This is a genomic window from Agrobacterium sp. ICMP 6402, from assembly GCF_009498615.1.
Lineage (GTDB): Bacteria > Pseudomonadota > Alphaproteobacteria > Rhizobiales > Rhizobiaceae > Agrobacterium > Agrobacterium burrii.
The window spans coordinates 352,354-372,564 of sequence record NZ_QSNV01000002.1; the positions used below are offsets into that span (position 1 = coordinate 352,354).

The 20,211-nt window shown below is 60.0% G+C and carries 22 protein-coding genes; 11 read left to right on the top strand and 11 right to left on the bottom strand.

Features of this window, described 5'->3' with window-relative positions:
* Nucleotides 1-57: 57 nt before the first annotated feature.
* Together cobT and DXT96_RS09805 are read left to right on the top strand one after the other, a co-directional pair.
* The gene (cobT, locus tag DXT96_RS09800; protein ID WP_153514465.1) at nucleotides 58-1,962 is read left to right on the top strand and encodes a cobaltochelatase subunit CobT; all 1,905 of its coding nucleotides are present in this window, start codon (nucleotides 58-60) and stop codon (nucleotides 1,960-1,962) included.
* On the top strand, nucleotides 1,952-2,977 hold the full coding sequence (locus DXT96_RS09805; protein ID WP_149899453.1) for an esterase-like activity of phytase family protein: 1,026 nt from the start codon (nucleotides 1,952-1,954) through the stop codon (nucleotides 2,975-2,977). Before cobT ends, DXT96_RS09805 begins: the two co-directional genes overlap by 11 nt.
* Before the next feature lie 3 nt (nucleotides 2,978-2,980).
* Here DXT96_RS09805 and DXT96_RS09810 read toward each other — a convergent pair whose 3' ends face one another.
* The 3 genes from DXT96_RS09810 to rpmB form a co-directional block, all read right to left on the bottom strand.
* Nucleotides 2,981-3,316, bottom strand: coding sequence for a pentapeptide repeat-containing protein (locus DXT96_RS09810; RefSeq protein ID WP_149899452.1), 336 nt, complete (start codon nucleotides 3,314-3,316; stop codon nucleotides 2,981-2,983).
* Between the two features lie 113 nt (nucleotides 3,317-3,429).
* Nucleotides 3,430-4,068: a queuosine precursor transporter gene (locus DXT96_RS09815; RefSeq protein WP_153514466.1), complete on the bottom strand. Its 639-nt coding sequence runs from the start codon at nucleotides 4,066-4,068 to the stop codon at nucleotides 3,430-3,432.
* A gap of 109 nt (nucleotides 4,069-4,177) precedes the next feature.
* Nucleotides 4,178-4,468 carry a 50S ribosomal protein L28 gene (rpmB, locus tag DXT96_RS09820; protein WP_149899450.1) on the bottom strand — a complete coding sequence of 97 codons (291 nt, stop codon included), beginning with the start codon at nucleotides 4,466-4,468 and terminating at the stop codon, nucleotides 4,178-4,180.
* 251 nt (nucleotides 4,469-4,719) lie between these two features.
* On the opposite strand from rpmB, the gene DXT96_RS09825 reads away from it, so the two are divergent.
* Nucleotides 4,720-5,493: a DUF3108 domain-containing protein gene (locus tag DXT96_RS09825; RefSeq protein WP_153514467.1), complete on the top strand. Its 774-nt coding sequence runs from the start codon at nucleotides 4,720-4,722 to the stop codon at nucleotides 5,491-5,493.
* Between the two features lie 97 nt (nucleotides 5,494-5,590).
* Here DXT96_RS09825 and DXT96_RS09830 read toward each other — a convergent pair whose 3' ends face one another.
* Nucleotides 5,591-6,031: a cupin domain-containing protein gene (locus tag DXT96_RS09830; protein WP_174373818.1), complete on the bottom strand. Its 441-nt coding sequence runs from the start codon at nucleotides 6,029-6,031 to the stop codon at nucleotides 5,591-5,593.
* On the bottom strand, nucleotides 6,031-6,801 hold the full coding sequence (gene gloB, locus DXT96_RS09835) for a hydroxyacylglutathione hydrolase (protein ID WP_153514468.1): 771 nt from the start codon (nucleotides 6,799-6,801) through the stop codon (nucleotides 6,031-6,033). Before gloB ends, DXT96_RS09830 begins: the two co-directional genes overlap by 1 nt.
* Before the next feature lie 119 nt (nucleotides 6,802-6,920).
* Between gloB and DXT96_RS09840 the strand changes: the two genes are divergently transcribed.
* The 4 genes from DXT96_RS09840 to DXT96_RS09855 all read left to right on the top strand — a co-directional run bounded on the left by DXT96_RS09840 (nucleotide 6,921) and on the right by DXT96_RS09855 (nucleotide 10,231).
* Entirely contained in the window at nucleotides 6,921-7,682 is a 762-nt protein-coding gene (locus DXT96_RS09840; protein ID WP_153514469.1) for a class I SAM-dependent methyltransferase, read from the top strand.
* An 84-nt stretch (nucleotides 7,683-7,766) separates the two neighbouring features.
* Entirely contained in the window at nucleotides 7,767-8,873 is a 1,107-nt protein-coding gene (gene hisC / locus DXT96_RS09845; protein WP_153514470.1) for a histidinol-phosphate transaminase, read from the top strand.
* The gene (locus tag DXT96_RS09850) at nucleotides 8,873-9,802 is read left to right on the top strand and encodes a prephenate/arogenate dehydrogenase family protein (RefSeq protein WP_153514471.1); all 930 of its coding nucleotides are present in this window, start codon (nucleotides 8,873-8,875) and stop codon (nucleotides 9,800-9,802) included. Before hisC ends, DXT96_RS09850 begins: the two co-directional genes overlap by 1 nt.
* Before the next feature lie 9 nt (nucleotides 9,803-9,811).
* On the top strand, nucleotides 9,812-10,231 hold the full coding sequence (locus tag DXT96_RS09855; RefSeq protein ID WP_153514828.1) for a GNAT family N-acetyltransferase: 420 nt from the start codon (nucleotides 9,812-9,814) through the stop codon (nucleotides 10,229-10,231).
* Here the strand turns inward: DXT96_RS09855 and DXT96_RS09860 are convergent.
* Nucleotides 10,228-11,229 carry a DUF2125 domain-containing protein gene (locus tag DXT96_RS09860; RefSeq protein ID WP_153514472.1) on the bottom strand — a complete coding sequence of 334 codons (1,002 nt, stop codon included), beginning with the start codon at nucleotides 11,227-11,229 and terminating at the stop codon, nucleotides 10,228-10,230. The two genes, DXT96_RS09855 and DXT96_RS09860, sit on opposite strands and share 4 nt — an antisense overlap.
* A gap of 49 nt (nucleotides 11,230-11,278) precedes the next feature.
* Between DXT96_RS09860 and DXT96_RS09865 the strand changes: the two genes are divergently transcribed.
* The gene (locus DXT96_RS09865) at nucleotides 11,279-11,806 is read left to right on the top strand and encodes a gamma-glutamylcyclotransferase (RefSeq protein ID WP_153514473.1); all 528 of its coding nucleotides are present in this window, start codon (nucleotides 11,279-11,281) and stop codon (nucleotides 11,804-11,806) included.
* Here the strand turns inward: DXT96_RS09865 and DXT96_RS09870 are convergent.
* The 4 genes from DXT96_RS09870 to ftsE all read right to left on the bottom strand — a co-directional run bounded on the left by DXT96_RS09870 (nucleotide 11,803) and on the right by ftsE (nucleotide 15,221).
* Nucleotides 11,803-12,603, bottom strand: a complete 801-nt coding sequence (locus tag DXT96_RS09870) for a 1-acyl-sn-glycerol-3-phosphate acyltransferase (RefSeq protein WP_149899442.1) — start codon at nucleotides 12,601-12,603, stop codon at nucleotides 11,803-11,805. The genes DXT96_RS09865 and DXT96_RS09870 overlap by 4 nt on opposite strands.
* 114 nt (nucleotides 12,604-12,717) lie before the next feature.
* On the bottom strand, nucleotides 12,718-13,449 hold the full coding sequence (locus DXT96_RS09875; RefSeq protein WP_153514474.1) for a YdcF family protein: 732 nt from the start codon (nucleotides 13,447-13,449) through the stop codon (nucleotides 12,718-12,720).
* Between the two features lie 112 nt (nucleotides 13,450-13,561).
* Nucleotides 13,562-14,569, bottom strand: a complete 1,008-nt coding sequence (locus DXT96_RS09880) for an ABC transporter permease (protein WP_153514475.1) — start codon at nucleotides 14,567-14,569, stop codon at nucleotides 13,562-13,564.
* On the bottom strand, nucleotides 14,562-15,221 hold the full coding sequence (gene ftsE, locus DXT96_RS09885) for a cell division ATP-binding protein FtsE (RefSeq protein ID WP_006310381.1): 660 nt from the start codon (nucleotides 15,219-15,221) through the stop codon (nucleotides 14,562-14,564). Before ftsE ends, DXT96_RS09880 begins: the two co-directional genes overlap by 8 nt.
* A 201-nt stretch (nucleotides 15,222-15,422) precedes the next feature.
* Here ftsE and DXT96_RS09890 point away from each other — a divergent pair, with 201 nt between their 5' ends.
* The 3 genes from DXT96_RS09890 to DXT96_RS09900 all read left to right on the top strand — a co-directional run bounded on the left by DXT96_RS09890 (nucleotide 15,423) and on the right by DXT96_RS09900 (nucleotide 17,205).
* Nucleotides 15,423-16,091, top strand: coding sequence for a hypothetical protein (locus tag DXT96_RS09890; protein WP_153514476.1), 669 nt, complete (start codon nucleotides 15,423-15,425; stop codon nucleotides 16,089-16,091).
* Nucleotides 16,092-16,161: 70 nt separating this feature from the next.
* Nucleotides 16,162-16,704, top strand: a complete 543-nt coding sequence (gene hpt, locus DXT96_RS09895; protein WP_080813768.1) for a hypoxanthine phosphoribosyltransferase — start codon at nucleotides 16,162-16,164, stop codon at nucleotides 16,702-16,704.
* Nucleotides 16,705-16,845: 141 nt separating this feature from the next.
* Nucleotides 16,846-17,205 (top strand): response regulator, encoded by a 360-nt coding sequence (locus tag DXT96_RS09900; protein ID WP_046799828.1) that lies wholly within the window; start codon nucleotides 16,846-16,848, stop codon nucleotides 17,203-17,205.
* Between the two features lie 267 nt (nucleotides 17,206-17,472).
* On the opposite strand, the gene DXT96_RS09905 is transcribed toward DXT96_RS09900, so the two are convergent.
* Complete coding sequence (locus DXT96_RS09905) at nucleotides 17,473-20,169, bottom strand: TIGR02302 family protein (RefSeq protein WP_153514477.1); 2,697 nt, start codon at nucleotides 20,167-20,169, stop codon at nucleotides 17,473-17,475.
* Between the last annotated feature and the right edge of the window lie 42 nt (nucleotides 20,170-20,211).

The window sequence follows — 20,211 nt, forward strand, 5'->3', positions numbered from 1 at the left end:
GGGCCGCGCATCCTTTGATGGGCGGCTCCCACGTGTCTACAAATGACAGGAAAGACAATGGCAGCGCGCGGCGACAATTCCAGAGCAAAACCGGGTACGGCTGTTGATACGGAGCCGTTGCGTCAGGCGATTGCCGGGTGCGTGCGATCCGTTGCCGGGGATGCCGAGGTCGAAGTCGTCTTCGCCAATGAGCGGCCGGGTCTTGCCGGTGAGCGCATGCGCCTGCCGGAAATTTCCAAGAAACCCACGGCGCAGGAGATCGCCATCACGCGTGGTCTCGGTGATTCCATGGCGCTGCGGCTTGCCTGCCATGATGCGGATACGCATGCGCTGATGTCGCCGCAGGGCGCCGAAGCGCAGCTGGTTTTCGATGCCGTCGAACAGGCGCGGGTGGAATCCATCGGCGCGCTGCGCATGCCGGGCATGGCCTCCAATATCAAGGCGATGAATACGGAAAAATACGCCAAGGCCAATTTCTCCGGCATCAACAATAAGGACGACGCACCGCTCGCCGAGGCGGTCGCCCTTCTGGTGCGGGAGAAACTGACCGGCGAAAAGCCGCCGGCAAGTGCTGGCAAGGTTCTCGATCTCTGGCGCGACTTCATCGAAGACAAGGCGGCAGGCGACCTCAACGATCTTTCCCGCGTCATTACCGACCAGAAGGCGTTTTCGCGGCTGGTACGCAAGATGCTGACCTCCATGCAGATGGCGGAGGATTTCGGCGACGAGGATAACGACCCGGAAAGCCAGGAGGCGGAATCCAACGAGGATCAGCCGCGCACCAACGAGACCGAGGAAGAGCAGGTCGAGGAAGAGGCCGGCTCCGATGCGACGCCTGCCGATGAAAACGAGGCCTCGCAGGAGGAAATGGAAGAAGGCGAGATGGACGGCGCCGAGATGTCGGACGAGGAAATGTCCAACGACCTCGACGAGGATTCCGAAACGCCCGGTGAGACGCGTCGCCCCAATAGCCCCTTCGACGATTTTAACGAGAAGGTCGACTACCGCATCTTTACCGAGGAATTCGACGAGGAAATCCGCGCCGAAGAACTGTGCGACGATGCCGAGCTGGACCGCCTGCGCGCCTTCCTCGACAAGCAGCTCGCCCATCTGCAGGGTGCCGTCGGGCGTCTGGCGAACCGGCTGCAGCGCCGCCTGATGGCGCAGCAGAACCGCTCCTGGGATTTCGATCTGGAAGAGGGTTATCTCGATCCGGCCCGTCTCGTCAGGCTCATCATCGATCCCATGCAGCCGCTCTCCTTCAAGAAGGAACGTGATACCAAGTTCCGCGACACGGTGGTTTCGCTGGTCATCGATAATTCCGGTTCGATGCGCGGCCGTCCGATCACGGTTGCAGCCACCTGCGCCGATATTCTGGCGCGCACGCTGGAACGGTCGGGCGTGAAGGTCGAAATTCTCGGCTTCACCACCAAGGCGTGGAAGGGCGGGCAATCGCGCGAGCAATGGCTGGCCAACGGCAAACCCGCTTCGCCGGGCCGCCTCAACGATTTGCGCCATATCATCTATAAGTCTGCGGATGCCCCATGGCGGCGCTCACGGCGCAATCTCGGTCTGATGATGCGCGAAGGCCTGCTCAAGGAAAACATCGACGGCGAAGCGCTGATGTGGGCGCATAACCGCCTGATCGGCCGTCCCGAGCAACGCAAGATCATGATGATGATCTCCGACGGCGCGCCGGTGGATGATTCGACCCTTTCGGTTAATCCGGGCAATTATCTGGAGCGGCACCTGCGTGCGGTCATCGAACAGATCGAGACGCGCTCGCCGGTGGAACTGCTGGCAATCGGCATCGGCCATGACGTGACCCGTTATTACCGCCGCGCCGTGACCATCGTTGATGCGGATGAGCTTGCCGGCGCGATGACCGAGCAGCTTGCTGCTCTCTTCGAGGATACGAGCAGTGCTTCCGGTTCGTCCCGCAGGGTCCGCCGTGCCGGATAAGCGGGGCCGGGTGTCCTTTTCCTGCAGGTCTCTGGCGGTCGCTACGGTTCTTGCGGCGGCTTCTCTGTTTCCCATTCCCATCGGCGCATCGACCATCGATGTACCGGTGAGCGTTCGTCTGCTGTCGGGTTTTGAGGTCGGCACCAGCGCAAAACGTTTCGGCAAGCTGGAATTTATCGGCGGCATGGTGATGAGCGCCCCGGAAAAGCTGTTCGGGGCGATATCCTCCATCCGCTTCCGTCCCGATGGTGAGGAATTTATCGCGGTGCTGGATACCGGCCACTGGCTGACGGGCAGGACCACGCGTGGTGCGGCTGGCGCGCTGTCCGGGCTTGCCGATGCCCGCATCACTCCCATGCTGGACATGAGTGGCCGCGAGCCGCCGCGCAAGATGGAAATGGATGCGGAAGGGCTGGCGCTGCGCGACGGCAAGGTGTTCGTCAGCTACGAGCAGCGGCACAGGATCGATATCTATCCGGATCCGGGCTTTGCGACGTCCAAGCCGCTCAGTCGCCTGCCGCACCTCATCCCCAATAATGAACTGCGCCACAACGGCGGCATGGAGGCCTTGGCGGTATCGTCGGCCGATTCGCCGCTCGCCGGCGCTCTGGTCGTGGTGGCGGAGAAAAGTATCGATGCGGACGGCAATCTTCTCGCGGCCATATTGGAAGGCCCGCTGAAGGGCACATTCGCTGTCACCCATCATCCGTCATTCGATGTGACTGATGGCGCTTTCCTGCCGAACGGCGATCTGCTGCTTCTTGAGCGGCGCTTTAATTTCGCCGAAGGTGTCGGCATGCGCATCCGCCGCATCCGTGGAGCCGATATTCGGCCGGGTGCCGTGGTGGATGGCGAAATCCTGATGGAAGCGGGCATGGCCTACCAGATCGACAATATGGAAGGCATGGATGTGGTGAAGGGGCCGGATGGCTCGACGCGCCTCATCATCGTGTCTGATGACAACCACTCGTTTCTCCAGCGCAATCTGATGCTGGAATTCAAGCTGGTGGAGTGAATATCAGGCCTTCTCCTGTGCCGCCTTGTAGGCAGCGAGGAGATCCTCGACCGGAATGCCGTCGATCTTCATGCCTGTCATTCGGCATGCCGTTATCTGCGCGCCGGACAGATTTGTGTTGCTCAGCTTCAGTCCGGTAAAATTGACGTCATCGATCGACCAGCCGGACATGTTGCTATCCGTAAACGACGCACCGGAAAAGTTGATGTCGTTGAAGCGTGTGCCGGCCAGATTGACATTGTTGAAGACCGTTCCCGACAGATTGACGTCATCAAAGCTGGAGCCCGAAAGCGTCGCGCTCGTCGCATCCACAATGTCGATAACATCCTTGATCTGCATGCCGACCCGCCTCCGCGCTTTGCCACGGACGGCAGACTGCAACGCGGTCCGCCGGTTTGCAAGCGTGATTTGATCCACGCCTGCACAGCTTCAAATGCGGCTGGCGGATAATGTCAGCCCGATTTGACTGTGCCCGGCATCGGCTTCAGCGTGTTCATCAGCGCGCCGTAAGGCAGAAGCATGACCAAGCCGACAAGGATTTTCACCGAAAGATCGCCCAATGCCCAGGAAATCCAACGCGGCGCTTCAAGGGTAAGCACGCCGAGTATGGGTGCGTTTTCGATGGCGAAGGCATCATTGGGGCCGACAAAGGCGAAACTCGCGGCAAAGGCGATGGAGAAGAACAGTGCCGTATCCAGTACCGAACCCAGCATCGAGCCGGCAAGCGGCGCATGCCACCAGCGCTGGCGGCGCAGGCGGTTGAAGACCGAAATATCGAGCAACTGGCCGATGAGATAGGCGGTGCCGGAAGCCACTGCGATGCGCGGAATGGAAGTCCAGAAGGACAGCGTTACCCCAACGACAAAGCCCGCGAGCACGACGCGCCGCGCGACCGAGGGGCCGAACTGGCGGTTTGTCAGGTCGGTGACGAGGAAGGCGACCGGATAGGTAAAGGCGCCGCAGGTCAACAGATCGCCCAGATTGACGCCGAACAGCGATCCGGAAAGCGGATATTGCACCAGAATATTGGAAGCGACGACCACCAGTGTCATCAGTAGAACGTAGATCAGCGTATAGCGCAGGGTCAGCATTTTTTTATCCTGGGTGATGCCACCAGTTGGAGCGAATTTAGACAGACAAAAGGCCTGAGCGGCAAAAGCCATTCAAGCCTTCTGAATATCGATGATGTCGAAACCGCTATTAAGCAGCTTCAGCCGTCTTCTTGGCGATCTGGCGGCGCAGGAGACGAGCGCGCATGCTCAGATCATTTTCGCCGGACTTCAGAAGGAAAGCATCGAGGCCGCCACGGTGTTCAACGGAACGCAGAGCAGCTGCGGAAACACGCAGGCGGAAGCGCTGGCCGAGAGCATCGGAGATCAACGTGACTTGGCAGAGGTTCGGAAGGAACCGGCGCTTGGTCCTGTTGTTGGCGTGGCTGACGTTGTTGCCCGTCTGGACGCCCTTGCCGGTCAATTCGCATACACGGGACATGGGTACACCTATTTCGTTCGTCTGTTTCGCCACTGGCTCGCCACCGGCAAAACCGGAGAGGCAATCCAACTGGCCTTGATTGGAAAGTTGCGGTTCTATAGTCAGACGAGACTTAACAGTCAAGCCGCTCGCGATCAAATGAAAGGAAATTCCGGCGTTTTCAACCGTCGTCCGCTTTTTTATTGCCACAAGTCAGCGTATATCATCGCCCGATAAGGCCGCTTCCGCGCCTCTTTTAAGGTGATATCGAAATGATTGCCAGAGGAAAAAGCATTTTCATGGCCGTGACAATGGCGTTTGCGGGCGTCTCCCCCTCGCTCGCCGCCGAAGCACGCCATACAAGCGAATACAGCATCAATCTCGGCATTCTGCCGATTGCGCGGGCAAGTTTTTCGACTCGCATGGACGGGCCGAATTATTCGATCTCCGGCTCCTTCAGCGCCGCCGGCCTTGCCAGCATTCTCAAGGATATTTCCGGCAAGACGACGGTTTCCGGCGCCAAGCGCGGCCACCGGCTGCAGGCGAACGAATATTCGCTGGTCTACAAGGACGGCAAGCGGGTACGGACCTATGACGTCGTCTACCGCAACGGCAATGTCACCTCGACGACGGTGAAACCGGAGCAGAAGGCCCGGCCGGACAACTGGGTGGACGTGAAGGATCGCGACCTGCGCTCGGTTCTCGATCCGATTTCCGGTCTCATCATTCCCTCAGGTGGCCGCATCTGCCCCACGCGTCTGCCGATCTATGATGGCGAATCGCGTCTCGACCTCGTTTTGAGCCCCAGTGGCACCAAGCCGTTCAAGACCAACGGCTTCAGTGGCGATGCCATCGTCTGCAAGGCGCGTTACGTGCCGAAATCGGGTTATCGGCAGGGACGCAAGGATATCGAATATCTGAAATCCATCTCGATGGAGATCTGGTTCGCCAAGTCGAACAATATGGATGTTTATGCGCCGGTCTACGCCATCATTCCAACGCGGGTGGGGCAGGTCTATATTACCGCGACGAAATACGGGGGCTGACCGGGATTGATAGCACGGCGTTGCCGCGCGTTTCTTCTCCCCCTCAGGGAGAAGAAACAAGTGGCATAGGTTCACTCCACCGGCATTGTTCTGGCGTCTACGGCACACCACCCGGCGACCAGCCGGGTTCAGCCATAACGAAGCTCGAAAAAGCGAAGCCCGGCGAAACGGTACAGCCGACGAGGGTGAAGTCGCCGAGGCTTTCCGCCGATTGCCAGCAATTGGCCGGCACGATCACCTGCGGGCGCTCGCCTTCAAGAATGTCAGGGCCGAGCGTGAAGGTCTGCACTTCCCGGCCGTCGTCCGAAAGATGCAGCGTGATCGGCGCGCCGGCGTAATAATGCCAGACCTCCACCGCGTCGGTGACCCGATGCCAGTGCGAACGCACACCCTTTTCCAGCAGATAATAAATCGCCGTCGAGTGGCCACGCTCGCCGCCTGCCCTGTCGCGAAAAGTCTGGTGGTAAAAACCGCCTTCGGGATGCGGTTCCAGCCCCAATTCGCGAATGATCGCTTCCGCAGACAGATCGGCGCCCATCAGAAATTGTCCTTGCGCGTGCGAATTTCCGCAAAGACGTCGGCATCGGTGGCCCCTTCAAGGCCAAGATGTCTGCGAATGCCGGCGTCCGTCACCCGCATATAGGGATTGGTCTGCTTTTCGAGCCCGATGGTGGTGGGAATGGTGAACTCATTGGCCTTCCGCGCCGTCTCGACACGCGCTGCGCGTTCGCTCAGCACTGCATTGTCGGGATCAACGGTCAGTGCAAAACGGGCATTCGAAAGCGTATATTCGTGGCCGAAATAGACGCGCGTCTCATCCGGCAGGGCCATCAGTTTCTGGAAGGAGTGCCACATATCCGCCGCGGGGCGCTCGAACAGGCGGCCGCAGCCCATGGCGAACAGCGTATCGGCGGCAAATAGCAAGCCATCATCCGGCAAATAATAACAGATGTGGCCCGCCGTGTGGCCGGGTGTGGCAATGACCTGAACGCGGCGTCCGGCGAATTCGAACTCATCACCATCGGCCTGCGAGCGATCAAGGCCCGGTATTGCAATCGCCTCGTCATAGGGGCCGTACACCTCGCAGCGGAACTTGTCCTTCAGCGCCAGATTGGCTTCCACATGGTCCTGATGGTGGTGAGTGGTGAAGATATGCGTCAGTTTCCAGCCGTGGCCATCGAGAGCATGCAGGATCGGCCCTTCCTCCGGCGCATCGATGGCAGCGGTTGCCCCGCTTTCGGGATCGTGCAGGAGCACTCCGAAATTGTCGCTGCGGCAAAGAAAGACGTCTATTTCCAAAGGTTTCATCGTGTCCTCTCCATTTACCGGCCAAAACCGGCGCATTTGTCCGCCTGACTTTCCCAACTGACTTCCAATGTAGGGGCAGACGCCTTGAAGTCCAACCGCCTGATGCTACATTCTCGCCCATGAATACCGATATCGTCGATCTGCGCGAATTCTATCATTCTCCGCTTGGCCGCTCCGCCGAGCAGGCGATTACCATGGCGCTTTCGACGCTATGGCCGCCCTTGCCGGAGGAACGGCTGGTCGGCCTCGGTTATGCCGTGCCGTTTCTAGAGCGGTTCCGCCACGATACGGAGCGCACTTTCGCCTTCATGCCGGCGGGGCAGGGGGCGGTGAACTGGCCGGCTGGCGAACTTTCCTCCACCGCGCTGGTGTTTGACGAGGAATTGCCGCTGCCCGATTCGTCGATAGATCGGGTCCTGATGGTGCATGCGCTGGAATTTGCCGAAAATCCACGCGAGAGTTTGAAGGAACTGTGGCGGGTGCTGGCGCCGGGTGGCCGTCTGGTCATCGTGGTGCCGAACCGGCGGGGGGTCTGGGCGCGCATGGAACACACGCCTTTCGGTTCCGGGCGGCCCTACTCACGCGGACAGCTGACGGCGCTTCTGCGCGAAACCAATTTCACGCCGGGGGCTTCGGCCGAAGCACTGTTCTTTCCGCCCACTACCAGCCGGCCCGTGCTGAAATTCCGCCGTTACCTCGAACTCACCGGCCGCAGGCTCTGGCCGCTGTTTTCCGGCGTCATCGTGGTTGAAGCCCAGAAGCGTCTCTATCAGGGATTGCCAGTCACCCAGCGCGCCTCGCGCCGGGTTTTTGTGCCGGTTCTCGCGCCGCAGGGGGTACCCACCACCCGCACTGCTGCAAAACCGGGAAAGCCGCGCTGACCCTCGACAAAGCGGCCATTCCGGTCTAATGCCTCCGGCATTGCTTTTGCCGGGTTCTCCGGCGTTTTTCCAAAGGTCGATCAAATGAGTGCAGAGCTTAACCAACCTGTTCCGCGTCCGGGTATTCTGGATATCGCCGCTTATGTTCCGGGTAAGGAACATGTGGATGGCGTTGCGAAGGTTTATAAGCTCTCCTCCAATGAAACGCCGCTCGGGCCAAGCCCGAAGGCGATTGAAGCTTTCGGTGCGGCCGCCAGCCATCTGGAAATCTATCCCGACGGTCAGGCGATAGCGTTGCGTCAGGCGATTGCCGACGTTCACGGCCTCAACATCGCGAACATCATGTGCGGCAATGGCTCGGATGAGCTTCTGGGCCTGCTTTGCCATGTCTATTTGGGTGCGGGCGATGAGGCGATCATCACCGAGCATGGTTTCCTCGTCTACAAGATCCAGATCATGGGTGCGGGCGCGACGCCGGTGACGGTGAAGGAGAGGGACTGCGCGGTGGATGTGGACGCCGTGCTTGCCGCCGTCACGCCGAGGACGAAGATGGTTTTCATCGCCAATCCGGGCAACCCCACCGGCACCTATGTTCCCGTCGCGGAAATCCGCCGCCTGCAGGCCGGTCTGCCGAAACATGTCGTGCTGGTGCTGGATGCGGCTTACGCCGAATATGTGCGCAGGAATGATTACGAAGCGGGGCTTGAGCTGGTATCCGGCAACCGCAACGTGGTGATGACCCGCACCTTCTCCAAGGTCTATGGTCTGGCCGCGCTGCGCGTCGGCTGGATGTATGGTCCGGCCGCCGTCATCGATGCGTTGAACCGCGTTCGCGGCCCGTTCAACATGAGCGCGCCGGCCATCGCTGCCGGTGCCGCTGCAATCCGCGATCAGGGCTTTGTCGAACAGGCCGTGGCGCATAATGCGCTGTGGATGGAAAAGCTCACGACCGCCTTCATCGGTCTCGGCCTCGAAATCACGCCGTCTGTTGCCAATTTCATCCTGATCCATTTCCCCGATCAGGATGGCAGGCGGGCAACGGATGCGGATGAGTTCCTGAGCCGACGCGGTTACATCCTGCGTGCAGTGCGCGGTTACGGTTTCCCGAATGCGCTGAGAATGACCGTCGGCTCGGAAGAAGCCAATCTCGGCGTTATCGCCGCACTTACCGAGTTCATGGGGCAGGCATAATGGGCGAGATCATGTTTGAACGCATCGCGCTGATCGGCATCGGCCTGATCGGCTCGTCGATTGCCCGCGACATCCGCGAACTGGGGCTTGCCCGCAATGTGACGATTTCCACCCGCAGCGAAGACACGCTGAAACGGGCGGAGGAACTGGCGCTTGGCACGGACTATTCCGTCTCGGCGGCGGAAGCGGTGAAGGATGCCGATCTCGTCATTGTTTCGGTGCCGGTCGGCGCGTCGGAAAGTGTGGCGCAGCAGATTGCGCCGCATCTGAAACCGGGCGCCATCGTCACCGATGTCGGCTCCACCAAGGCCTCGGTTATCGCCCAGATGGCGCCGCATATGCCTGAAAATGTGCATTTCATTCCCGGCCATCCGCTGGCGGGCACGGAAAAATCCGGCCCGGATGCCGGTTTTGCCGGTTTGTTCCGCGAGCGCTGGTGCATCTTCACGCCGCTGCCGGGCACGGACGACGAGGTGCTGGAAAAGCTGAAGGATTTCTGGCGGGCGCTAGGCTCGCGCGTCGATGAAATGGATGCCGAACATCACGACAAGGTTCTGGCGATCGTCTCGCATCTGCCGCATATCATCGCCTACAATATCGTCGGCACGGCGGACGATCTGGAGACGGTGACCGAATCGGAAGTCATCAAATATTCCGCTTCCGGCTTCCGTGACTTCACCCGTCTCGCCGCCTCCGATCCGACCATGTGGCGTGACGTCTGCCTGCACAACAAGGATGCCATTCTCGAAATGCTGGCGCGGTTTTCCGAGGACCTTGCGTCGCTGCAAAGAGCGATCCGCTGGGGCGAGGGCGACAAGTTGTTTGAGTTGTTCTCCCGCACACGCTCCATCCGCCGCTCCATCATTGAGGCTGGTCAGGACGTTGATACGCCCGACTTCGGGCGTCATGCGCTGGACCAGAAGAAATAGGTGGCTGGCATGATATCGATATCGGCAGCGATGGATGGCGATATCGATTGGCTCCTGCGTGAAGACAAATGGATTGATGAGGCTTGGTTGCGGCGGTGCGTTGGACACCGCGAATATCTCGTCGCAAAAAAAGATTTGGTTTTAGTCGGCTTTCTGCGCTTCTCAATGTTCTGGGGAAAGATTCCCTATATGGACATGATCCGCGTCATTCCTGAATTTCGCCGGCATGGAGTCGGCGCAGCGCTTACGGGTTTTTGGGAAACTCAAATGCGTCAGCAAGGGGCATCTCTGGTGATGACCTCGAGCCAGCAGGATGAAGAGGAACCACAGAGGTGGCATCGTCACAATGGATATCAAGAAGCGGGCATCCTGAACTTTGCGGAGATTCAGGATGCCGCTGAGGTATTTTTCACAAAACCTCTCTGTTAAATCGGCGGTATCTTGCCCAGCGGGATGAAGCCGCTGACGGTGGCACGGCCGCGGTCCACCACGAGATCGACCGATGCCCTGTCTCCGCCGCCGGCGAGCGCGCCGAGCAGTTTGCGGGCCGTATCGATGGTGGATTGCAGCTGTGGAAACGCCTGCTTGGCATTGTCCGACCATGCGCCGAGCTTTTCGATCTCCAGCTTGAACTGACCGGATAGATAGCCTTCATTGTCGAAGGAGAAGGGGCCGCTGATGCGCATGGTGCGGCCGTCGCCAATATCGGCCAACAGCCGACGAAGCTCGCCGCTTGTGCCATAAAGGCCTGACGTGTCGCTGCCGTCCACCATGCCCGCCTTACCCGCGAGCGTCACATCGATGATGGCATCGAGGCGGGGAAGAACCTGCGGCCAATCCTTGATGACGGTTGCCGAGTCGGTCAGCGTGATTGCGCCATCAAGATCGGCGCCGTTCTGGCGCAGGTGCATTTCCGTCTTGGCGGCATCGAAATCGATCGTCTGGCCGGTGACGGAGGAAACCGCCTGCGCCTTGAGACCGTCGATCACCAGTGAGGTGCGGTCGATGCCCTTCAGCTTGGTGACGATGCTCGACTGCATGTTCTGCCAGGAGGCTGAAACGGTCAGGCCATGGGCGGATCGGATTTCCGCCGGCGAATCGAGTTCCCAGACAATATGGCCGGGATTATAGACCTGTGCCGCTGAGCGAAGTTCGCCGAAAGACGCTGAAACGCCGTTGCCGCTGTCGTCCACGGTCACTTTGGAGCAGAAAAGGCCGATGCGGAAGGGATAACCGCGGAAGGCGATATCGCCGCATTCGCCGCTGACATTCCTCGCCTGCGAGGGCGAAATGACGTTCAGTACCGTCTGTTTCAGCCTGTCGGCGGCATAAAACCATCCGGCCGTATAAAGTCCGATGACCACAAGGATGGCGATGGCAAGCCAGAGGAATTTTTTGGCGGTGCCGGATTGGCTTGACGCTGCCATATTGATCTCCGATGAACAGACTTCAGGGAATTTAGATTTGGCTTGGGATATGGACGATTTTTGGGTCTTTGGCTACGGTTCGTTGATGTGGAACCCCGGCTTTGCCTTCGCGGAAAGGCAGCAGGCGCGGTTGCACGGTTATCGTCGCTCGCTCTGCATCAGTTCCAATTTTTACAGAGGCACTACGGAAAAGCCCGGTCTCGTGCTGGGTCTGGAGCGTGGCGGCTCCTGCCTTGGTGTCGCCTTCCGGGTCGAGGCGAAGGACCACGAGCCGGTGATGGCTTACCTGCGTGAGCGCGAGCTGGTAACGAATGTCTACAAGGAGCGTGTCGTCGCCATCGCTCTTTCCGACGGACGGCGCGGCAATGCCGTGACCTATGTGGCCGATCCCGCGCATGAGCAATATATCGGCGGGCTGGGGGTCGCAGAGGCGGCCACGATCATTGCCGCCGCATCGGGCCGCTCGGGTCCCAATACCGACTACGTTTTCAATACCGTTCAGCATCTGCAGGATATGGGCATCCGCGACTCTCTGCTGGAAAGCATCGCCGCCAATGTCGGCGCGCTTGCGGTTTAGTCGGCGGAGGTCGTTTCCGTGCCCTGAAGTTCGGCGATGCGCTTGATGGCAGTTGGAGGCAGCGGCAGATGCGGATTGTTGCGCGCGGTTTCCAGCAGCAACTCGTCGCTCGCTTTTTCCGTCACCTCGATCAATCGCTTGAAAAAAACGTCGGGGTCCAGACCCGGCTCGATGGCCGGCAGGATACGCACCTTGAAATGGCCGGGATAACGCATGGTCGAACGGCGTGGCCAGAAGAGGCCGGGATGCATGGCGACGGGAATGACCGGCACCTGCAGATCGCGGTAGAGCCGGGCGATACCGTAACGGTACTCTGGCTCGGCGCCGGGCGGACGGCGTGTGCCTTCGGGGTAGATGATGAGTTCGCGGCCCGCCGCCATTTCTTCTTTCGCCCGCTCCATCACCTTCAGCATGACCTTGCCACGCGCGGCGCGGTTGACCGGGATCATGCGCTGTTTCATCACATACCAGCCGAACAGCGGAATCCACATCAATTCCCGTTTCAGAATGTAGACGGGGTCCGGCAGATTGGGCAGCAGTGCATAGGTATCCCAGAAGGATTGATGCTTGGGCGCGAAAATGCAGCCGGTTTCCGGGATGTTCTCCAGCCCTTCGATCTCGAAGGTGGTGCCGACGATGGTTTTCATCAGCCAATGGTTGGACCGCGCCCAGTTCTTGGGAATTTCGAAGGCGATTTTGCGCGGCAGGATGAAATAGATCGGCGTCAGCACGATCATGCGGACAATCAGGTTGAGATAAAACAGCGTATTGAAAAGAAAAGAGCGCAGCTTGAGCATCAACAACCTTCCCGGGGCGCAGCCGTTCCGAAGCTCTGATGGTCTCGATGCCGGATGCCGATGCCAGACGCCTACACGAAAACAAGGTCCCGCAGCAAGCGCGTTTCTTGCCGTTCATGGAGAAGCGGTCGCCACCTTCGGCATGGAATGATCGGCGGCGGCCTTGCGCAGACCATCGCCCTTGCCGAAGCCGGTCAGGTCGCGTCCAGCTGCCGCCACGAACTTTAAATACTCGTAGAGCATGGTTCTGACCACATCCGGCTCCACGAACCAGTTCGTGCGGGCGAGATCGGCGCTGATGACGGGATAGGCGATAAATCGCGTCTGCGGGCTGGCGCTGCGTAATTCATGCAGGCTGCGGTGCATATGATAATTATTGGTGACGACGACGATCGAGGAATAGTTGTGATCGCGTATCCAGCTTGCCGCTTCGTTGGCATTGCCGATCGTGTCCATGGCCTTGTAACCCATATCCACGCAGCAGGAAAACATGTCGGATGAGCCTTGCGTCATCTTGCGGATCTGCGTGCGGGTGGTGGCGGGGTTGACGCCGGAAATCAGCAAACGTTTGCCCACGCCATCACGTAGCAGGCCGACCGCCTGTTCGATGCGTTGATAGCCGCCGGTCAGAACGATGATGGCATCGCCCTTCGTGCCCTCCGGCGGGCGCATGGAGGCGACGGAATCGGCGAACCACAGGAAGCCACCTAAAAAAATGCCGAAAAGAATGACGCAAATCAGGATGATACCGCGAATAAAACGGCGCAACGGACCCCGCCGCGACAACAGGCCCTTTCTGGCCGGTCGCGTCGCCGTCTGATCCTGGTCTGTTCGACTCACAAACATTCCTCCTGAATACTCGCCGATTAAGGCAAGGAACAGGCATTTTTGTCTACCGTCCGCAGGTTACATCCGGCTTGTGACCGTTTCAGTTTGCAACGGGATTTGGGGCGTAAGGTCACGATGTGAGGCCGTCACTTTTCGACGGATCGGAGCGGACGCGGTCGATATCGTCGATGGTTCGGATGACGGTCACGCGCGCCGTGATGGTGGTGAGAAGCGCGATGACGATCATCGTTGTGGCGATGCCGATATAGCCGCCGAGACCAACGGAAAAGGAACCGAAAAGCGCGCTTGCCTGATCGCTCTGCGGCGTGGCGACCGTGCTCGATTGCCAGAAACCGGCAGCCAGGAAAACCGCTGCGGCAAGGGCGCCGCCTGCCGCCGCTCCCTTAAGGCTGATCTTCAGGAAGTGTTTCTGGAACTCCCGCGCCACAAAGCTGCTTTCCGCCCCCACGAAATGCAGCACCTCGACGATATGCCGGTTGCCGGAAAGCGCTCCACGCGTCGCAAACACCACCGTCAACACCATGGCGGTGAAAACGAGGATCAGAACGCCGAGGCCGATCATGACCGTGGTTCTGGCCATGGAGACCAGCCTGTCCACCCATGTGCGGTGGTCGTCCAGAAACGCCTGCGGCAACTCGGCCTTCAGCATGTCCCGCATTGCCTGAAAATCGGGTGGGTTGTTTTCGTCGATGGTGATGACGACGAGGCGCGGTATGGGCAGCTCGGAAAGATCGAGACCGCTTCCGAGCCATGGTTCGAGCAGGCGCGCAGTGGCTGCGTCGTCGAGGATCGTGCCATCCCGCGTGCCGACGAAGGTAAGCGCCAGATTGCGCGCCTTGGTGAGCGCCGCATTCATGTCCAGCCCGTCCTCGGGCTTGATCTGGATGGTGATCTCGCGGGAAATCTGGCTCTGCCAGGTGGCGGCGGTGGCGCGCACCATGGAGACGGCGCCGAGTGTCAGGCAGGCGAGAAACGCCATGATGGCGATCACCACCATCAGCGCATTGCCCTGAATGTTCGACGGCGGCAGGATGGGTGCCATGGGGCGGATGCGCATGGGCGGGCGCTTCGGCTGGGCCGCTTCTGGCGTCAATTGTTTGCGGGCGATCTCATTCATAGATGTCGAGCCGCCCTTCGGTCAGGATCATCCGGCGCGCGTCGATCTGGTCCATCAGCGCGAAATCATGGGTTGCGATGACGACAGCCGTACCCAGCCGGTTGAGTTCAAGGAAGAGGTTGAGAAGGCGTTTGGCCATGGGCGGATCGACGTTACCGGTCGGCTCGTCGGCCAGCAGAATTTCCGGCTGGTCCATCAGGGCGCGGGCAATGGCGGCGCGCTGCTTTTCGCCACCGGACAGGATGGCCGGCAGCACGTTGATGCGCTCGCCAAGCCCAACCCATTTCAGAAGCTCGATCACGTCGTTGCGGTATGCGCTTTCTTCCTTGCCGCGCACGCGCAGCGGCAGGGCGACATTCTCATAGGTCGTCAGATGATCGAGCAGGCGAAAATCCTGAAAGACGATGCCGACACGGCGGCGCAGCATCGGCAACTCGCTGCGTGGAATACGCGACACATCGCGGTTGAACATGCGGATATGGCCGCGGGTGGGCTGCAGCGACATCAACAGCATGCGCAGCAGCGAGGTCTTGCCCGCACCCGAAGGGCCGGTCAGAAACTGGAACGACCCCTTGGGAATGTCGAAGGTCATGTCTCTCAGGATCTCGGGTCCCATGCCGTAACGCAACCCGACATTTTCGAAATGGATCAAAGGACTTCCAGTCTCTTCGTTTTGTGGTGGTTCGCGAACCGCTGGCGCGTAAGGCCCGGATGTCACGGTTTAACCCGGTTCCGGTGGCCTGCGCGAGGCGTTTTTGCGAAGCATTAACCAATTAAATTTAAAACTTGGCAGGATTCGTTGCAATGCCCAGTTTTGCGGGCCGGAAAACCTCACCCAAGGAATTCTATGGCTATGTTCCGTTCATCTCGCCGGCAAGCGGCATTCGATTTCGACCTCCTGATGCCGGAAACCCCGGCGCGCCGGACAACGCGGACGGCAAATCCGGGCCACGACGTGGTAGACGCGGAATTTGTCACCATCAAGGAAAACCGTGCGCGTCAGCCCGGAAACGACAATCGCGGCGCGGCACGCCGGCAGATGGCAAAACCGCCCGTCACCATCGGTACGCTTGGCCTTGCCTTTATCGGCTGGCTGGATCGCAGATTGTCGCGCCTGTCGGCGGATGCCTATTCGGCGCTGGTTGCGGGTCTCGCCATTTTTGTTTTCGTCTGCTCGGGTGGCCTGTCGGTGGTCGTGCCGGAAAAGCAGGCCGTTGCCACGGCAAACCCGCTTGCCATTTCCCATGTGACCGTTACGCCGCAGGAGGCGGGCGGCATGGATATCCTGCTTATCAGCGGCATTGTGGAAAATAACGGCACTGCCCTCGAAGAGGTGCCGGCACTTCGCGCCGATCTCTTCGTTGCCAAGGGGCAACTGGTGGCCAGCATGGTCATCGAGCCGCCGGTGAGAGAGATGCAGCCCGGTTTCAGCCACGGATTTTCTGCAAAGTTGCGCCATCCCGGTGGAAAAACGCCTGACATCAAGCTTTCCTTCGTCGAGGCGGGTGCGTCCGGACGTTGACTGTGCTAACGCGTGATCTTCGTATTTTTACTGAAAGGTAAAATCGGCAAGGCGCAGCACAGGAGAAAGAATGCCCGTCGTCCGTGGAAAAAACATCGAGCCGCTTTACACCGCCGAGCAGATCGCCGAGCGCAATCGCGATATGGCCAAGCACATTGCCGGTGGTCCGACCAAGGATTTGCTGGTCATCGCCGTGCTCAAGGGATCGTTTATTTTCGCGGCCGATCTTATCCGCGCTCTGCATGATAGTGGTCTTGCTCCCGAAGTCGAATTCATCACGCTGTCGAGCTATGGCGCCGGCACGGTCTCGCAAGGGGTGCGGATCGTCAAGGATATCGACAGCGACGTGAAGGACCGCGATGTGCTTCTGATCGACGATATTCTCGAATCCGGCCGCACACTGCGTTTCGCCAAGGAACTGCTTTTCGAGCGTGGCGCGCGCAACGTCACCATTGCCGTGCTGCTCGACAAGAAGGTCAAGCGCAAGGAAGATCTGGAGGCCGATTATGTCGGCTTTGAATGTCCTGACTATTTCGTCGTGGGTTACGGCATGGATGTCGCTTATGCCTTCCGCGAATTGCCCTTCGTCGGCGTCGTGACCGGCGACGCCTGAGCTTTTCGTCGTGCCGGAACGGCACAGGACGGAGACGCCTCATTAACCATTCACCCAGCGAAGGTCTGGGTGTTTACCTCTTGAAAAGAGGAGCCTGCGATGTTGCTCATGGCTGGAAATGATGCCCAGGAGCAATGATTAATGGCGAAAATTCTGATTACCGAAGACGAGGATGCATTGCGGGCTTTTGTCGCCCGCGCGCTGCGTCTCGACGGTCACGAGACCCATGAGGCGGCTGACGGCGAGCAGGGGCTGGAGAAGCTTCAGGAGACCAGTTTCGATCTTCTTCTTTCGGATATCCGCATGCCGGTCATGGATGGCATCGAGCTGGCGCACCGCGCCGCCGAACGCTTCCCGGCCATGCGCATCCTGCTGATGACCGGTTATGCCGAACAGCGCGAACGCGCTGATGATCTGGCGACGAAGATTGTGGACGTGGTTTCCAAGCCCTTTGCGCTGCCGGATATTCGCAAGGCTGTTGCGCGGGCGCTGGCTGCCTGAACGACAGGATTGCAGAGATTTGGAAAAGGGCGGTTGTGGAACCGCCCTTTTTTGTTGAGGAGTTGTCAACTCTCTCCTCCGTCATGCTCGGGCCTGTCCCGAGCATCTGCGACGTATCGATTCTACGAAGAGTTGGCAGATCCTCGGCACAAGGCCGAGGATGACGTCGAATGTTTAGCTGGCTTGTGGCCCGCCTCATGACATTGCTGAGGGGTCCAGGTAAAAAAGCGATGCGGCTAAAATGACGGGTCGGGTCGCCGCCAACCGTCATCGAATATCCAGCAACCGTTCCAGATAACGCCGCTCGATTTCACCGGGCGGGTTGTTACCGAGCTTTTCACGGATCGCTTCGAGAATTTCGCGGGCGCGCTGCACGTCGATCTCATCAGGCACTTTCACCTGATCGCCGAAATCCGGGCCGGTGGTACTGCGGGGGCGTCCAAGCGGGTCGCGGCCGTTCTGTCCGCCCTGGCCCGCCATGCCTTCCTGCCCCTGTCCGGGCTGTTGGCCCTGCTGGCGCATGGCCTGCATGATCTGGCCCATCATGTCCTGCGCGCCCTGGCGCAGCGCGTTCAGCGCATTGCCCTGACCTTCGACCGCCTGTTCGCCCTGGCTCTTGCCCAGCGCCTCGCCGGCGCCCTGCATTTCCTGCTGCGCCTTGCCGAAGTTTTCGCCCGGTTCCATGCCAAGATCGCGAAGGCCCTGCTGCAATTCGCCGAGCTGCTTGCCGAGTGCATCCTGCTGCGCCCGCAGGTTTTTCAGCGCCTCGCGCAACTGTTCAGCGGTCATCTGGTCGCTCGGCTGTTGTCCGCCCTGCTGACCATTTTGACCCTGTTCGCCTTGCTGGCCCTGCTGCGGCGGCTGGCCGTTTTCGCCCGTCTGCGGGTCTTCGCCTTCGCCGCCCTCCTGCGGGTCGCCGCGCTGCATGCGATCGCGCAGCGCCTGGTCGAGCTTGAAGGTCTCGTCCATCAGCTTCTGCTGCTGTTGGAGAATTTCGCCGAGCTTGTCGATCTGCTGACGCATCTTGCTGCTCTGCTGCTGTCCCTGCTGGCCCTGACGTTGTGGGCGGCCAGCCTGCAGATTGTTCATCATGCGCTGCAGCTGCGAGAGCATTTCCTGCGCGGCATCGCGATTGCCGGAACGGGCAAGGTTCTCGATCTGGTTCATCATGTTTTCCAGATCGCGCTGGCGCAATACGTTCTGCGCCTGTTGATTCATGTTGGCTTGCGGCGCGTTCTGCATGCGCTGCGCAAGCTCGCTCATGAACTGCTGCATCGCCTCGCGCAGCTCCTGCATCAGCTTGGCCACTTCCTCGTCGGAGGCATTACGCTGTAGCGCTTCGGACAGTGCGGTCTGCGCATCGCGCAGGCGCTTTTCCGCCTGCGAAAGATCGCCATCCTCGATGCCGAGCGCGATCTCCCAGAGGTAATCGGCCGTGTCCTTCAGCATTTCCTCATTATAGGCAAGCCGCATGCGGGTCTGCGCCGATTGCAGCAGCAGATAGTGCGTGGTGTTGGGAATGGTCTCTTCCGGGCGCAGGCCCACCGCCTCATTATAGGCGATCGCCTTCGGCATCTGACGTGTATCGAGCGAGAAAATCTGCCGCTGTTCCGCAATGGAAGCTGCCAACGGTTCGGAGAAATTGCGGCCCGGCAGCACCATTTCATGCGCGGGGCTGCGGCCGGTCTGTCCGGCACCGTCGGTCGCCACCAGCGTGATGCGTACGCGTTTGCCGGCCATCGGATGTTCGGTCAGGTTGCGGCTGGTCAGGCCCTTGATCTCGCGATTATTCTGCCGCGGCAGATCGAGCTTGAATTCCGGCGGTGGGTAAAGCGCAGTTGCCCCCTCGGCAACGCCAAGCGGCTCGATGATGGCATGGGCTTCCTTGATGCCATAGTCATCCTTGGCGGTGAAACCCACTTCCAGCGCACCGTTGACGGCGCGGCGCGGCATATTATCGAAGGCGATGCTGGGTGACTGGTCGGGAATGACGTTGAACACCCATTGTTCGCCATTGGCACTGATCATGCCGCTTTCGGTGACATCCATGGCGAAAGTGCGCGGCGCAATGGGTTGATCCGCAGAGCGGGCTGGCGTCTGTACAGCGACGTCGCCGCTTGCGCTGTCGGCGCGCGCAGCTTCTGGCGCAAGCTTTTGCAGCGCGCCGGCCATTTCGGGTTCGAAAGTCACTTCCTCACCGCCATCGCCGCCGGTCATACGGATCGTCAGCCTGGAAGATTGCGGCACGGAAACTGCATCGCGGTTGGTCGCGTCCCGTCCGGTCAGGAAAATCGGCGCGCGGCCGGTATAGGCGGGCGGCGTCACCCAGGCATCGAGACGGATATCGGGATTAAGTGGACCGACGGCTGGCCGACTGCGGAAGGCATCGGCAACCGTGCCCGCACCATTGGAGTAGGAAAAACCGAAGGCGGTGACCAGAAGCAGCGCCGGAATGGCGCGCAGCGCCAGACGGTCATAGCGGGCGATATCGGGCTTCGGCAGCCCGGCATTGAGCGCGGCGATACGCTCCGCCATGCGGATCTGATGTTCTTTCCACAAGGTGCGGGAAAAGGGGGTATCGAAGGCCGGCTCGTCTTCCTGCACGCCGACCGGCTGGTGCGCCATGCCGTTGCGTTCTTCCAGCAGACGGGAGGCGTCATTGTCGGTTGGCCATTTCAGCCGCAGGATCGGCAGGATGGTGGCGATGAAAGCGAAGACCAGAACAAAAACGATGCCGAGGCGCAGAAAATCCGGCATGTGCCGGTAAAGGCCGAACCAGGCGAGCGCCAGAAACACGGCGGCGATGGACAGCGGCCACAACATTTTCGGGGCCATTTTTTCGGAAAACAGCACGATTTTCGCGAAGAAGCGCTTGGCCGCAACCCGGCGGGCAAGGTCCGGCCGTTGCGCGAATGCGCCGGTCGGGCGCTTTCTGCCTGTGCTGTCCTTACCGGCTGTGGTCATCAATCCGTTCTCCCGGTTCTGGCCACGTCAAGCGCCATTCCC